14 protein-coding genes are annotated in these 14255 nt (G+C 66.4%); 6 read left to right on the top strand and 8 right to left on the bottom strand.

Annotated elements, in window-relative coordinates:
* Nucleotides 1-125: 125 nt before the first annotated feature.
* The 6 genes from J7U46_RS12895 to J7U46_RS12870 form a co-directional block, all read right to left on the bottom strand.
* Entirely contained in the window at nt 126-821 is a 696-nt protein-coding gene (locus J7U46_RS12895) for an ABC transporter ATP-binding protein (RefSeq protein WP_282826913.1), read from the bottom strand.
* Nucleotides 822-838: 17 nt separating this feature from the next.
* Nucleotides 839-1609, bottom strand: a complete 771-nt coding sequence (locus J7U46_RS12890; RefSeq protein WP_282826415.1) for an ABC transporter ATP-binding protein — start codon at nt 1607-1609, stop codon at nt 839-841.
* On the bottom strand, nt 1606-2913 hold the full coding sequence (locus J7U46_RS12885) for a branched-chain amino acid ABC transporter permease (RefSeq protein ID WP_282826414.1): 1308 nt from the start codon (nt 2911-2913) through the stop codon (nt 1606-1608). Before J7U46_RS12885 ends, J7U46_RS12890 begins: the two co-directional genes overlap by 4 nt.
* 2 nt (nt 2914-2915) lie before the next feature.
* The gene (locus J7U46_RS12880; RefSeq protein WP_282826411.1) at nt 2916-3932 is read right to left on the bottom strand and encodes a branched-chain amino acid ABC transporter permease; all 1017 of its coding nucleotides are present in this window, start codon (nt 3930-3932) and stop codon (nt 2916-2918) included.
* Between the two features lie 83 nt (nt 3933-4015).
* Complete coding sequence (locus J7U46_RS12875; RefSeq protein ID WP_282826409.1) at nt 4016-5257, bottom strand: branched-chain amino acid ABC transporter substrate-binding protein; 1242 nt, start codon at nt 5255-5257, stop codon at nt 4016-4018.
* Between the two features lie 109 nt (nt 5258-5366).
* Nucleotides 5367-7013, bottom strand: coding sequence for a 3-(methylthio)propionyl-CoA ligase (locus tag J7U46_RS12870; protein ID WP_282826408.1), 1647 nt, complete (start codon nt 7011-7013; stop codon nt 5367-5369).
* Nucleotides 7014-7135: 122 nt separating this feature from the next.
* Between J7U46_RS12870 and J7U46_RS12865 the strand changes: the two genes are divergently transcribed.
* From J7U46_RS12865 to J7U46_RS12845, 5 genes are all read left to right on the top strand, one after another.
* Nucleotides 7136-8611, top strand: a complete 1476-nt coding sequence (locus J7U46_RS12865) for a protein adenylyltransferase SelO (RefSeq protein WP_282826406.1) — start codon at nt 7136-7138, stop codon at nt 8609-8611.
* The gene (gene msrB / locus J7U46_RS12860) at nt 8608-9036 is read left to right on the top strand and encodes a peptide-methionine (R)-S-oxide reductase MsrB (protein WP_282826404.1); all 429 of its coding nucleotides are present in this window, start codon (nt 8608-8610) and stop codon (nt 9034-9036) included. The genes J7U46_RS12865 and msrB overlap by 4 nt, the downstream gene beginning before the upstream one ends.
* A 3-nt stretch (nt 9037-9039) precedes the next feature.
* Entirely contained in the window at nt 9040-9672 is a 633-nt protein-coding gene (locus J7U46_RS12855; protein ID WP_282826403.1) for a septation protein A, read from the top strand.
* Nucleotides 9669-9947, top strand: a complete 279-nt coding sequence (locus tag J7U46_RS12850) for a BolA family protein (RefSeq protein ID WP_282826401.1) — start codon at nt 9669-9671, stop codon at nt 9945-9947. The genes J7U46_RS12855 and J7U46_RS12850 overlap by 4 nt, the downstream gene beginning before the upstream one ends.
* A gap of 69 nt (nt 9948-10016) precedes the next feature.
* On the top strand, nt 10017-10817 hold the full coding sequence (locus J7U46_RS12845) for a peptidylprolyl isomerase (RefSeq protein ID WP_282826400.1): 801 nt from the start codon (nt 10017-10019) through the stop codon (nt 10815-10817).
* A gap of 63 nt (nt 10818-10880) precedes the next feature.
* On the opposite strand, the gene J7U46_RS12840 is transcribed toward J7U46_RS12845, so the two are convergent.
* Nucleotides 10881-11582, bottom strand: a complete 702-nt coding sequence (locus J7U46_RS12840; protein ID WP_282826398.1) for an ABC transporter ATP-binding protein — start codon at nt 11580-11582, stop codon at nt 10881-10883.
* Between the two features lie 14 nt (nt 11583-11596).
* On the opposite strand from J7U46_RS12840, the gene J7U46_RS12835 reads away from it, so the two are divergent.
* Nucleotides 11597-12226, top strand: a complete 630-nt coding sequence (locus J7U46_RS12835) for an arylesterase (RefSeq protein WP_282826911.1) — start codon at nt 11597-11599, stop codon at nt 12224-12226.
* A 16-nt stretch (nt 12227-12242) separates the two neighbouring features.
* Here J7U46_RS12835 and J7U46_RS12830 read toward each other — a convergent pair whose 3' ends face one another.
* Entirely contained in the window at nt 12243-14243 is a 2001-nt protein-coding gene (locus tag J7U46_RS12830) for a DUF6600 domain-containing protein (protein ID WP_282826397.1), read from the bottom strand.
* Nucleotides 14244-14255 lie beyond the last annotated feature (12 nt).

Raw genomic sequence — 14255 nt, 5'->3', positions numbered from 1 at the left:
CGCCGCGCGACCGGCCTGGGCAGGGGCAAACAGCGCCGCATCCCCTGTTCCTGCGCCGGGTGTCCGACCAATGAGGGACATGGACGAGCGCCACCACAAACGCCTGGCGGCGTTTGTGCGCAGGCTCACACCTCCAGCCACTCCTTGCGGATGTAGGCATTTGCGCGCAGATCGCCCGGCGTGCCCTCGAAGACGATGCGGCCATGGCCCATCACGTAGCAGCGCTCGGAGATCTCGAGCGCGATGGCCAGCTTCTGCTCGACCAGCAGCACGGCAATGCCGCGGCGCTTAAGCTCCTTCAGGTACTCGGCCACCAGCTCGACGATCTTGGGCGCCAGGCCCTCGGTGGGCTCGTCGATCATGATGAGGTCCGGGTCGCCCATCAGCGTGCGGCACAGCGTCAGCATCTGCTGCTCGCCGCCCGAGAGCACGCCGGCCTCAGTGTGCTGACGCTCCTTCAGGCGCGGGAACATCTGGTACATGTCGTCAAAGCCCCAGCGCGGGTTCTTCGCGCCGCTCTTCTGCCCGAGCATCAGGTTCTGGTGCACGGTGAGCTTCGGAAAGATGTCGCGGTTCTCGGGCACGTAGCCGATGCCGGCATGAGCCACGCGGTAGCCCTTCTCGCCGAGCAGCTCGCGCTCGCCGAACTTGATCGAGCCATGACCATCGACCTGGCCCATCACGGTCTTGACCGTGGTGGAGCGGCCCGAGCCATTGCGCCCGAGCAGGGCCACGATCTCGCCGGGGCGGATCTCCATGCTGACGCCATGCAGCACATGGCTCTTGCCGTAGAAGGCGTGGACGTTGTCCAGCTTGAGGATGCGGTTCGAATCGGCCATCAATGTGCCTCCGCCAGCACGGAGCCGAGGTAGGCCTCCTGCACGCGGGCATTGGCCCGCACCGCATCGGGCGTGTCGAAGGCGATCACCTCGCCATAGACCAGCACCGCGATCTTGTCCGCGAGGCCGAACACCACGCCCATGTCGTGCTCCACCGTCAGGAGGGTCTTGCCCTCGGTGACTTCTCGAATCAACTGGATGAAGCGCTTGGTCTCGCTCTTGCTCATGCCCGCCGTGGGCTCGTCCAAGAGGATCACGCTGCTACCGCCAGCGATGGTGATGCCGATCTCCAGCGCCCGCGCCTCGGCGTAGGTCAGGTTCATCGCGAGCACGTCGCGGCGCTTGTCGAGCTTGATCATCTCGAGCACCTGCTCCGCGCGATCGTTCGCATCGTCCAGGTCGGCGAGGAATTTCCAGAAGGCGTAGCGGTAGCCCATGCTCCAGAGCACGGCGCAGCGGATGTTCTCGAACACCGAGAGCCGCGTGAACAGGTTGGACACCTGGAAGCTGCGCGACAGGCCGCGGCGGTTGATCTCGTAGGGTTTCATGCCGTCGATGCGCGCACCGTGCAGCTTGATCTGGCCACTCGAGAGGCCAAAGCGGCCGCTGATCAGGTTAAACAGCGTGCTCTTGCCGGCACCGTTGGGGCCGATGATGGCCACCCGCTCGCCGGGCTTCACCTGCAACTGGGCGCCCCGGATGATCTCGGTCTTGCCGAAGCTCTTGCGAACATCGAGCAGCTCGAGCGCGAATTCACTACCGCCGCTCATAGCGACTCCCTCCGCTTGATCTCTTTCTCGATCTCTTCCTGGGTCTCGTCCCATTCGCGCTTGTACTGACGTCGGGCCAGCTCGAACAACAGGGCGCCGATCACGAGCACGAAGGCTGAACCGAACCAGGCATCGACGCGCGAGCTGTCCAGCATCGCGCCCATGAACTTCAGTTCCGGCCCCATGGCCTCGTTGAGCTGCCGGTGGTAGAGCATCTCGACCATCGCGCCGCCACCGACCAGCATGGTCAGGGCCGTGCCAGCGAGGGCCAGGTACGAAGTCCACAGCTTGCTGAGCTTGCCGAAAGCCGCCACGCGCAGGTTCATCATCACGAGGCTGGCCACGCCACCCGGCGCATACATCACCATGAAGAGGAAGACGAGGCCGAGGTAGAGCAGCCAGGCCTTGGTCAGCTCGGACAGGAACACCAGGGCCACGACCATCAGCACGGCGCCGATGATGGGCCCGAAGAAGAAGGTGGCACCACCGAGGAAGGTGAACAGCAGGTAGGCGCCGGAGCGTGCCGCGCCCACCACCTCGGCCGTGACGATCTCGGTGTTGATCGCGCCCAGGCCGCCCGCCACGCCGGCGAAGAAGCCCGAGATCATGAAGATCATGTAGCGCACCCACTGCGTGTCGTAGCCGACGAACTCGACACGCTCGGGGTTGTCGCGCACCGCATTCAGCATGCGGCCGAGCGGCGTGCGAGTCAGCGCGAACATGAGGCCGGTGCAGATGAAGCAGTAGACCGCCACCAGGTAATACACCTGGATCTGCGGACCGAACGTGATGCCCATCACCGGCGCGCCGATCACACGGTTGCTGGAGACGCCGCCCTCGCCGCCGAAGAACTCCGGCAGCATCAGGAACATCGAACCGATCAGCTCGCCGAGGCCGAGGGTGATCATCGCGAAGGGCGTACCGGCCTTCTTGGTCGACACATAGCCGAGCAGGCTGGCCAGCAGCAGGCCAGAGACGCCGCCCACCAGCGGCACCAGGCTGACCGGAATCGGCAGGCTGCCCTTGGTGATCACGTTCAGCGTATGGATCGCCAGGAAGGCGCCAAAGCCGCTGTAGATCGCATGGCCGAAGCTGAGCATGCCGCCCTGCCCCAGGAGCATGTTGTAGGCCAGGCAGGCAATGATGCCGATGCCGATCTGGGTCAGCATGGTCTGCGCAAGGCCGCTGGTCCAGACGAGCGGCGCCACCGCGAGGATCAGGGCGAAGAAGCCCCAAACGATCCAGCGGCCGACGTTGTAGGGCTTGAAGTGGAAGTTGGCGTTGGCCGCGAGGACTTTATTCATGGTCAGTCCTCACGGGTTCCGAGCAGGCCCTTGGGCCGGAATATCAGGATCAGCACCATCAGCAGATAGGGCAAGGTAGGCGTGAGGTCAGCCACGCGCTGGCGCAGGATGGGGTACAGGAGGCTGTCGGGGCCAAACTTCAGGCCGATGGCCGCGAGGGCCGAGCCGAGCGAAGCGTCGATGGTCAGCGGCAGCGTCTGCAGCAGGCCGATCACCAGCGAGCCGACGAAGGCCCCAGCCAGCGAGCCAATGCCGCCCACCACGATGACCACGAAGATGATGGGCCCGACCACCAGGGCCATCGAAGGCTCGGTGACGAAGGTGAAGCCGCCGATCACGCCCGCGAGGCCGGCCAGCGCGCAGCCGCCGCCGAACACCATCATCAAGACGCGCGGCACGTTGTGGCCCAGGGCCTCGGCCATCTCCGGGTGCGTCAGCGCCGCCTGGATGACGAGGCCAATGCGGGTGCGCGTCAACAGCAGCCACAGCGAGACCAGCATCAGGAGGGCCACGCCCATCATGAAGAGCCGGGTCAGCGGGAAGTTGGAACAGGAAGCCTGAGCGCAGACATCGGCCGGCGCCGCGCCCCAGACGATGGAGAAGCCCGCGCCCGCCTGCTGCACGAAGGTAAAGGCCGAGCCCTGCAGCGAGGGCGGTGGCGTGAACGGCACGGCTGTGCGGCCGAAGATCAGCTGCACCAGTTCCAGGATCACGTAGCTGACGCCGAAGGTGATCAGGAGCTCGGGCACATGACCGAACTTGTGCACCCGGCGCAGGGCCATGCGCTCGAAACCCGCGCCCAGCAATCCCACCACCAGCGGCGACAGGATCAACGAAGGCCAGAAGCCCAGCACGCCCACCAGCGCATAGGCCGCGTAGGCCCCGAGCATGTAGAAGCTGGCATGGGCGAAATTGAGCACGCCCATCATGCTGAAGATCAGCGTGAGGCCGGAGCTCAGCATGAACAGCAGCAGTCCGGAGGACAGGCCGTTCAGCAGGTTGATGAGGATTTGGTCCACGGGATCTCGCGGTAGCAGGGGCGGATCAAGTGCGGAGCATTCGTCCCGAATGCCCCGCACCTCAAGGTCGGCTCAAAGCCGATTCAAGGCCTCTTCATTTGGCAAGAGGTCGGCGTGCTCGAGACGTAAGACTCGTAGGTCTTCAGCGGTGCCAGCGTGTAGCCGGTGTCTTCCGGGCTGTACGGGTACTGCTTGCTGGCCTTCTCCCAGCGCGTCATGTAGAGCGGCTGCTGCAGCTGGTGGTCGGTCTTGCGCATCGTCACTTCGCCGTTGAAGCTCTTCAGCGTCAGACCTTCCAGCGCTGCCGCCACCTTGACCGGGTCGGTCGACTTGGCGTTGGCCATGGCCTGGCCAAGGTAGTTCAGGATGTGGACCAGGCTGTTGGTGTACAGGTCGTCCTTGAACTTGGCCTTGTACTCGTCGCCCCACTGCTGGGTCTGGCCGCCCATGTTGTAGTGGCTGTAAGCCACCTGGTAGATGCGGCCGGCGCCGGCAGATCCGATGGCGGTGGGCGTACCCGTGGTGCTGGTGTAGTAGGTGAAGAACTTGCCGTTGTAGCCGGCCTCGTTGGCGGCCTTGATCAACAGGCCCAGGTCCGAGCCCCAGTTACCGGTGATCACGGTGTCGGCGCCGCTGGCCTTGATCTTGGCCACATAGGGCGCGAAGTCGCGCACCTGGGCGATGGGATGCAGGTCCTCGCCGACGATCTGCACGTCCGGGCGCTTGCGGGCCAGCAGCTCTTTCGCGTACTTGGCCACCTGATGGCCGTGCGCGTAGTTCTGGTTCAAGAGGAAGACCTTCTTCACGTCCGGCATGTCTTTCATGTAGGTCGTGATCGCTTCCATCTTCATCGAGGTGTCGGCGTCGAAGCGGAAGTGCCAGTAATTGCACTTGCTGTTGGTCAGGTCGGGGTCCACCGCCGAGTGGTTCAGATAGACGACTTCCTTGCCCGGGTTGCGCTCGTTGTGCTTGATCACGGCATCCAGCAGCGCAGCGGCCACGCCGGAGCTGTCGCCCTGCGTAACATAGCGGATGCCCTGGTCGGTGGCGGCCTTGAATGCGGTCAGCGTCTCGGCCGGGCTCAGCTTGTTGTCAAAGGTCACCAGCTCGAACTTGACGCCGGCCGGGTTGCTCTTGTTGTACTTCTCCAGCAGAAACTGAAGGGTCTTGACCTGGTTCTGCCCGACGGGGCCGAGCAGGCCGGAGAGTGGATCGATGAAGGCGATCTTGACCGTTTCGCCCTTCTGCGCCAGGGCCGTGCCGGCCATCAGGCTGAGGGTCACCGCCGCGGCGGTCATCGTCAGGGTGCGCTTGCTGCTGTACATCGTTGTCTCCTTTTGGTTTGCAAGGCGTGTAAAAGCTAGTAAGACTTGCGCGGCTCACAGTAGCGGCTTGGGCGCCACCGTGGCCTGGGGACTTCCCCGAACTGCGAACTCAGGTCCCAGGCAGGCGGTGCTCCTTGAACTGCTCGCGCAGCTTGAGCTTCTGGATCTTGCCGGTGGCCGTGTGCGGGATCTCGCTCACGAAGACCACGTCGTCTGGGATCTGCCACTTGGCGATGCGACCGTCGTAAAAGGCCAGCATCTCTTCGCGCGTCAGCTGTGCGTCAGGCTTCTTGACGACGACCAGCAAGGGCCGCTCATCCCACTTGGGATGGCGCGAGGCAATCGCCGCCGCCTCATGCACGGCGGGGTGGGCCATGGCGATGTTCTCGAGGTCGATGGAGCTGATCCATTCGCCGCCGGACTTGATCACGTCCTTGCTGCGGTCGGTGATCTGCATGAAGCCGTCGGCGTCGATGGTGGCCACGTCGCCGGTCGGGAACCACTCGCCCTGACCCTTCACATCGACCAGCGGCGAAGCCTTGGCGCCGAAGTACTGGTTGATCACCCAGTGGCCGCGCACGACGAGGTTGCCTGAGGCCTCGCCGTCCCAGGGGAGCGGCGCGCCGTCGTCATCGATGATGGCCATGTCGATGCCGTAGATCACCTTGCCCTGCTTCTCCAGCACCTTGCGCTGCTGCTCGGGCGGGAGCGAGAGCTGCTTGCTTGTGAGCTTGGAGAGCGTGCCCAGCGGCGAGAGCTCAGTCATGCCCCAGGCGTGGATGACTTCGACGCCGTAGTCGTCCATCAACGTGGCCAGCATGGCAGGCGGGCAGGCCGAGCCGCCGATCACGGTGCGCTTGAAAGTCGAGAACTTCAGCTGGTTGGTCTTCACGTAGGTCAGCAGGCCGAGCCAGACCGTGGGCACGCCGGCACTGAAGGTGACACCCTCGTTCTCGAACAACTCGTAGAGCGACTTGCCATCCAGGTGCGGCCCCGGGAACACCAGCTTGGCACCGACGATGGCCGAGCTGTACGGCAGGCCCCAGGCATTGACGTGGAACATCGGCACCACCGGCAGGATCACGTCCTTGGCCGAGCAGTCCATCGCATCCGGCATGGCCGACGCGAACGCGTGCAGCAGCGTCGAGCGGTGGCTGTAGACGGCGCCCTTGGGGTTGCCGGTCGTGCCCGAGGTGTAGCAGATGCTGGAGGCGGTGTTCTCGTCGAACAGCGGCCAGACGTAGTCGCCCTTCTCGGCCTCGACCAGCTCCTCATAGCAGAGCAGGTTCGGGATCGTGGTGCTGGCCGGCATGTGCGAGCGGCCGCACATCAGGATGTAGTGCCTGATCGTCGGCAGCTGGGGCGCGAGCTTCTCGATCAGCGGCAGGAAGTTCAGATCGAAGCAGAGCACCGAGTCCGCGGCGTCATTCGCGATCCAGGCAATCTGCTCGGGGAACAGGCGCGGATTGATCGTGTGGCAGACCAGGGCCGAGCCCGAGCTGCCGTAATAGATCTCGAGATGGCGGTAGCCGTTCCAGGCCAGCGTGGCGATACGGTCGCCAGGTGCGCAGCCAAGACGGGCGAAGGCCTGGGCCAGCTTGCGCGAGCGCAGCTCCACATCCTTCCAGGTGTAGCGGTGCAGGTCGCCTTCGACCCGCTTGCTGACGATCTCGGTGTCGCCGGCATGGCGCGCCGCATGCTGGATCAACGAAGAAATCAGCAAGGGCATCGACATCATCTGGCCCATCAGCGCCATGGCAGTCTCCTGGTCATTCTTGTGGAGGGTCACCAGCGCCGCTGCCACCGCAGGACGGCCGGTTTCGAAGCATGGTAACCCTGCGAAACAGGGGCCAAAGTCACCCTCGTTACACTGAGGCCATGCACGTTTTCCCTGGGCTGGCGCTGTCCCGAAGCGCCCTCGGCTACAGCCGTTTGGGGCCCGATTTCCTCACCGAACTCGCGCCCGAACCTGCCCCCGAGCCGCATTGGGTGGCCCACAGCGAGGCCTGCGCAGCCCTGCTGGGCTTGGGTGCCAGCTGGCAAACGCCCGAAGCCCTCGCCCTGCTCAGCGGCAACGGCCCGGAGCCGGGCTGGGCCAGCGTCTACAGCGGGCACCAGTTTGGTGTCTGGGCGGGACAGCTGGGCGATGGCCGCGCGCTGCACATCGGCGAGATCGAGCAGGGCGGCCAGCGCTACGAGCTGCAGCTCAAGGGCGCGGGCCGCACGCCCTACTCCCGCATGGGCGACGGCCGCGCCGTGCTGCGCAGTTCGATCCGCGAGTTCCTCTGTTCCGAGGCCATGGCGGCGCTCGGCATTCCAACGACGCGTGCGCTGTGCATCACCGGCTCTTCCCTGCGCGTGCGGCGCGAGGAGATCGAGACCGGCGCCATCGTGACCCGCGTGGCGCCGAGCTTCCTGCGCTTCGGCCACTTCGAGCATTTCGCCCATCACGGCCTCCTGCCGCAGTTGCAACAGCTGTTCGAGCATGTGCTGGACCAGCACGCGCCCGAATGCCGCGACGCCGCCGTGCCTGCGGCCGCCCTGCTCGAGAAAGTCAGCCGCCAGACCGCCGGCCTGATGGCCGACTGGCAGGCCGTGGGCTTCATGCATGGCGTGATGAACACGGACAACATGTCCCTGCTCGGCCTGACGCTGGACTACGGCCCCTTCGGTTTCATGGACGGCTTCGATCCTGGCCACGTCTGCAACCACAGCGACCACCAGGGGCGCTATGCCTACGCCCGCCAGCCCAATGTGGCTTTCTGGAGTCTGCATGCGCTGGCCCAGGCGCTGTTGCCCCTGGTGCCGGGCGAACCGGAGCGGGCCTCGGAGCCGCTGCTGGCCGCGCTGGAAAGCTATCGGGAGAGCTTCCCGACCGAGATGCTGGGCCGCTTGCGCGCCAAGCTGGGCCTCGTCGCCCCCCTGCCGCAGGACAAGGAACTGGCCGACGACTGGCTCAAGCTGCTGGCGGCCCACCACACCGACTACACGATCGCCTGGCGCCGTCTCGGCGGCTTCGACAGCGGCGCCGAGGCAAGCAACGCCGAGCTGCGCGATCTCTTTGTGGACCGCGAGGCCTTCGACGCCTGGGCACAGCGCTACCGCGAACGCCTGCTGGCCGAAGCCAGCATCGACGCCGAGCGCCGCCAGCGGATGAACGCCACCAACCCTGCGGTCGTGCTGCGCAACCACCTGGCCGAAGGCGCGATCCGCCGGGCCCGTGCCGGGGACTTCAGCGAAGTCGAGCGCCTCCTGAAAGTTCTGCAGCAGCCGTACGACGAACCGGTGCTGGCCTCTGACGCCAGCCTCCCGCCCGACTGGGCTGCCCACCTCGAGGTGTCCTGTTCATCATGAGCTCATCCGACAAGACCTATCCCGTCCAGAAGACCGATGCCGAGTGGCGCGAGCAACTCGACCCCATGCAATACCAGGTGGCCCGCCAGGCGGCCACCGAGCGCGCCTTCACCGGCAAGTACTGGGACCACTGGCAGGCCGGCCATTACAACTGCGTGGGCTGCGGCACGCCGCTGTTCGAGGCCGACACCAAGTTCGATGCCGGCTGTGGCTGGCCCAGCTACTGGGCGCCGGTCAATGCCGAAGTGGTCGAGCGCGTGGTCGACAAGAGCCACGGCATGGTGCGGGTCGAGGTCCGCTGCAATGCCTGCGGCTCGCACCTGGGCCATGTGTTCCCGGACGGCCCGGAGCCGACCGGCGAGCGCTTCTGCATCAATTCGGCCGCGATAGACTTCGCGCCCGATTCCGCTGCTTCCAAGCCCTGATTGATGAAGTTCCTGCTCGACTTTCTGCCGCTGGCCCTGTTCTTCGGCACCTTCAAGCTGGCCGAGGGGCACAAGGCCGCCGCCGCGCTGTTCGCCACCGAGCACTTCGGCTTCATGGTCTCGGGCGGCCAGGTCGGCCCCGAAGAGGCGCCGGTGCTGCTCGCCACCCTGGTGGTGATCGCCGCCACGCTGCTGCAGGCCTTGATCACCAAGCTGCGCGGCAAGAAGATCGACCTGATGCTGTGGATCAGCCTCAGCCTCGTCGTCGTGCTGGGCGGCCTGACCGTCTGGTTCCACAACGAGACCTTCATCAAGTGGAAGCCCACCGGCGTGTACTGGGCCATGGCCCTGACCTTCTGGGGCAGCCAGGCCCTGTTCGGCAAGAGCCTGATCAAGGCCACGCTGGGGGCCGAGATGCCGCTGCCGGAAGCCGTGTGGCGCCGACTCAATTGGGCCTGGGTCGGGTTCTTCTTCTTGATGGGCCTGCTCAACATCTGGGTGGCCTACAACTTCTCCACCTCCACCTGGGCCAGCTTCAAGGCCTTCGGCACGGTGGGCCTGATGTTCGTCTTCGTGCTGGCCCAGGGCTTCTACATGAGCCGCCACCTGCCCGAAGAGGAGGCAGAGAAATCATGAGCACCACCCCCAAGGCCAGCCTGGCCGAGATCGAACGCCGCCTGCGAGCAGCCCTCGATCCGCTTGAACTTCAGCTGCAGGACGACAGCGCCCAGCATGCCGGCCACGCCGGAGCCCGCGAGGGTGGTCATTACAGCGTCAGCATCGTCAGCCGCAGCTTTACGGGCCTTAACAAGGTGGCTCGGCATCGGCTCGTATATCATTCCCTCGGTGAATTGATGCAGCAGGGCATCCATGCGCTCGCCGTCCAGGCACGCGCCCCGGGAGAACCCTGAGGCCTCAAGAAAACCCAAGCGCGCGCCGTCCTGGCGCCATTTTTTTAGCCTAGCTCCACACCCAATCCCATGAAGAAGTTTGTGCTTGCCGCCGCAGCTGCGGCCCTGACCGCTGCGCTCGTGCCCGTGACGGCCAGCGCGCAAAACATCGCCACCGTCAATGGCAAGGCCGTGCCCAAGGCGCGCGCCGAAACGCTGATCAAGCAGGTCACTGCCAACGGACAGCCCGTGACGCCGGAACTGGAAGCCCAGGTCAAGGACGAAGTGGTGCTGCGCGAGATCTTCATCCAGGAAGCCGAGAAGCGCGCCATCCCCGCCACGGCCAGCTACAAGGAGAAGATGGAGCAGGCCCGTCAGATGATCCTGATCGGCGCCCTGTTCGAGGACTTCAAGAAGAAGAACCCCGTGACCGATGCCGAGGCGTCTGAGGAGTACGCCAAGTACAAGTCCATGAACGCGGGTCTTGAGTACCGCGCCCGTCACATCCTGGTCGAGAAGGAAGAAGACGCCAAGGCCCTGATCGCCCAGATCAAGGCCGGCGCCAAGTTCGAAGAGCTGGCCACCAAGAACTCCAAGGATCCGGGCTCGGCCGCCAATGGCGGTGACCTCGACTTCGCCAACCCGAACGGCTACGTGCCCGAGTTCGGCCAGGCCATCAAGCTGCTGAAGAAGGGCGAGATGACCGAGACCCCGGTCAAGACCCAGTTCGGCTACCACATCATCCGCCTGGACGACACGCGCGAAGCCACCTTCCCGGCCTTCGACGACGTCAAGGCCCAGATCAAGCAGAACATCGAGAAGCAGAAGGTCGGCGCTTTCCAGCAAGAGCTGAAGACCAAGGCCAAGACCGACTACAAGTTCGCCAAGTAAGCCCTAGGCTCAGGCCAACCAAAAACCCGCCTCGGCGGGTTTTTCGCTTTCTGCACCCGAAGTTCAGGCTGGGGCGTCAGCCAACGGGGATTGCGCCAGGCGTCCCGCTTCGATGCGCAATTGCCGCTCGCAGCGCTCGGCGATCTGGCGGTCGTGGGTGACCAGCACAAGGGTTGTACCGGCCTCGCGGTTGAGCTCGAACATCAGCTCCATCACGGCGGCGCCGGTGGCGTAGTCCAGGCTGCCGGTGGGCTCGTCGGCCAGCAGGAGCGCCGGGCGCTGCACGAAGGCGCGGGCCAGGGCCACGCGCTGCTGCTCACCACCCGAGAGCACGCGCGGGTAGTGGCCCAGGCGCTGGCCGAGGCCCACGCGCTCCAGCATCGCCGTGGCCTGGGCGCGCGCATCGCGGATGCCGCGCAGTTCCAGCGGCAGCATCACGTTCTCCAGCGCGTTCAGGTTGGCCAGCAGTTGGAAGCTCTGGAACACGAAGCCCAGCTCCTTGGCGCGCAGCGCAGCGCGCTGGTCTTCGTCGAGCTGGAACATGTCCTGGCCGCGCAGCCGCACGGTGCCGCTCGTGGGTTTGTCCAGGCCTGCCAGGATGGCGAGCAAGGTGCTCTTGCCCGAGCCCGAGGCGCCGACGATGGCGACCGATTCGCGCGCCTGCAGGCGGAAGCTGATGTCATGCAGAATCGTCAGCTCGCCGGTGGCGTCGACCACCGATTTGCGGACATGGTCGACTTCGATGATGAAAGATTCAGAAGACATGGGTGGTGGGGATGATCAAGCGGCGTGACTGGTTGCTGCACTGTAGCCTGTGGGCGGCAGCACCGCTGGTCGTCAGGGCGGCGCCCGGGCCGCAGCGCATCGTGGTGCTGGGCGACAGCCTCTCGGCCGAGTACGGCCTCGCGCGCGGCAGCGGCTGGGTGGCCCTGCTTGAGCTGCGCCTGGCGCAGCAGAAGATCGCCGCGCAGGTGGTCAATGCCAGCATCAGCGGCGACACCACCTCGGGCGGCCGCTCGCGGCTGCCGGCGCTGCTGAAGCAGCATCAGCCCAGCGTGGTGGTGATCGAGCTTGGCGGCAACGACGCGTTGCGCGGCCTGCCGCTTTCCATGAGCCAGGACAACCTGCGCGCCATGGTCCGCGCCGCCAAGGCGGCCAGCGCCAAGGTGCTGCTGGTCGGCATGCAGATGCCGCCCAACTATGGCGCAGCCTATGGGCGCGAATTCGCAGGCCTGTTCGAGCAAGTCGCCCGCGAGGAAAAGACGGCCCTCGTGCCCTTCCTCTTGAAGGGCGTGGCCGACCGGGCCGATGCCGAGGCCTGGTTCCAGAGCGACCGCATCCATCCGCTGGCCAAGGCCCATCCGCAGATGCTGGACAACGTCTGGCCGGCGCTCAGGCCCCTGCTCTGAGCGCCGACCGCCCGCTTCAGCGCTCGGACTTCTCGTCCTTGCGGCCGGGCCTGCCCTTGCTCTCGTCTTCGCGGCCCCGGCGCTGCGGGCCGGCATCGGCCGGTTGCGCAGGACGCGGCTGGGGCACCTGGACTTGCGGCATGACCGGCGCCGGTGTCGGCGGGCGCGGGCCGGCATCGGTCTGCGGACGCGGCGACCAGGCCGGCGGCATGGGCCGGTCTTCGCGGCGGTCTTCCCGGCGGTCTTCACGGCGGTCTTCACGGCGCCAGCCAGGCATCTGCTGTGACAGCTGAGGTTGCTGCGGCTGCTGAACCTGCGGCACCTGGGGCTGTTGGACCTGCGGGACCTGAGGCACGACCGTAGGCTGGGGCGGCGTCACGGTGGGCGCTTCACGACGATCATCGCGGCGGTCGTCCCGGCGCCAGCCCCGGCGGTCTTCACCGCCCTGGTTCTGGTCCTGCGGACGGTAGTTGCCCCAGCGGTCGTCCCGGCCGTTCGGCTGGCCAGGCTGAGAGGGCTGCGTCCCCTGCGGCGGCTGCACCGTCGGCACGCCGGTCGACTGCGGCACCGTCACCGCCTGGGCCGGATTGCCTGGGCGGGCCGGCGTGATGCGCCAGCCTTCGCGCTCGAATGAATTGCCATTGCCGTTGTTGCCATTCCCGCGATCACGCTCGCGTTCACGATCTCGCGGCTGGCTCACCCAGGCCGGCGGATCGGCACGCGAGCCACGACCCGGCGCTCCGTCGCCCCGGGTGGGCGCCTGCACCACCGGCTGGACCGGGCCCATGTCGGACTTGTAGGGCTGGGGCCGGCCGCGCCACTGCTGCTCGTTCGGCAGCACGCTGACGGCACCGACCACGTCGCGGTTGCGATAGCGGGGCGAACCGCCACCCACATGCACGTCCACGTCGACGTTGACGCGGTTCACGTAGTGCGGGCTGTGCTGGTAGGCCGGCACATAGGCTTCGCGCGGTGCCAGCGGGAACCAGCCATAGCGCGGCGGCGGGCTGCGGCGGCCGCCGCCGATCTGCACGCCCACCGAGACATTGCCGTTGCCCACCCAGGCCACCAGGGCCGGCGCGAACACCGGGCGCTGCACGAAGCGGCCCGGTGCCCAGCACCAGCGACCGCGCACCTGCACCCAGCGGCCGTAATGGAAGGGAGCGAAGCCCCAGCGGGCGTCGTCCACCCAGGTCCAGCCCCAGGGGTTGACCCAGGCCCAGCGGCCATAGCGATAAGGCGCCCAGTCGACGGCCACAGCCAGCGGGAACCAGATCGCGCCGTATTCGTCGTGCTGTTCCCAGCGGCCATGGCGGTCCAGGTCTTCGGCGCCGGTCATCTCGGAGGAGACATAGCGGTTGACCGGGCCATCGCCCTCGGACTCGCTCTGGGCCACGGCCCAGTCGCCGAAGAAATCGCGTTCGATGCGCTGGCGCTCGATGCGCGGGCCATTGCCCCACCAGAACTCGGCCTGTTCGCCACCGCTGAGCCAGGTCGACGGGCCGTCGCCGCGCGGTTCGAAGCGGAGCTGGCCCAGCCAGGCGTAGGCCCGACTGCCGCGGTCCAGTTGGTCGACGCGGTACAGGCCTTCGCGCTCGAAACCGAAGCGGCCTTCGCGGGTCAGGACACGGGTCTCGACCACGTTCTCGCGGGACCGCAAGCGCAGGGCCAGTTGGCCGCGAGCCAGCAGCAGTTCCACGGCCTCGTCGTCCAGGCGGCTGAATTCAAGGTCGGCACGCTCGTCCAGCCAGATGCTGGTGGAGCCGATGCGGAGCGTGAGGCGGGCACCGTTGTCGGTGCGCAAACGGTCGCCGGCGGTGATGGGCTGGTTGCGCTCAACCTTCTGCCATTCCTTGTCTTCTGCATCGAAGAGCCAGGCCTCGCCGCTGATCTCGGCCACGCGGCCGACGCGCCCCGGCGGATCGGCCCAGGCGGGCTTGAGGCCCAAGAGCAGGCTGGCCAGGGCCAGCAGCAGGATTCGGATCAGGCGGGTGGTGCTGTTCTTGTTGGCGTCCATGGGCGCTCCTCG

This window comes from Pelomonas sp. V22 (assembly GCF_030014915.1).
Lineage (GTDB): Bacteria > Pseudomonadota > Gammaproteobacteria > Burkholderiales > Burkholderiaceae_C > JAUASW01.
Note: the sequence above shows the minus strand (reverse complement) of the source record. Positions and strands in the feature narration are given on the sequence as shown.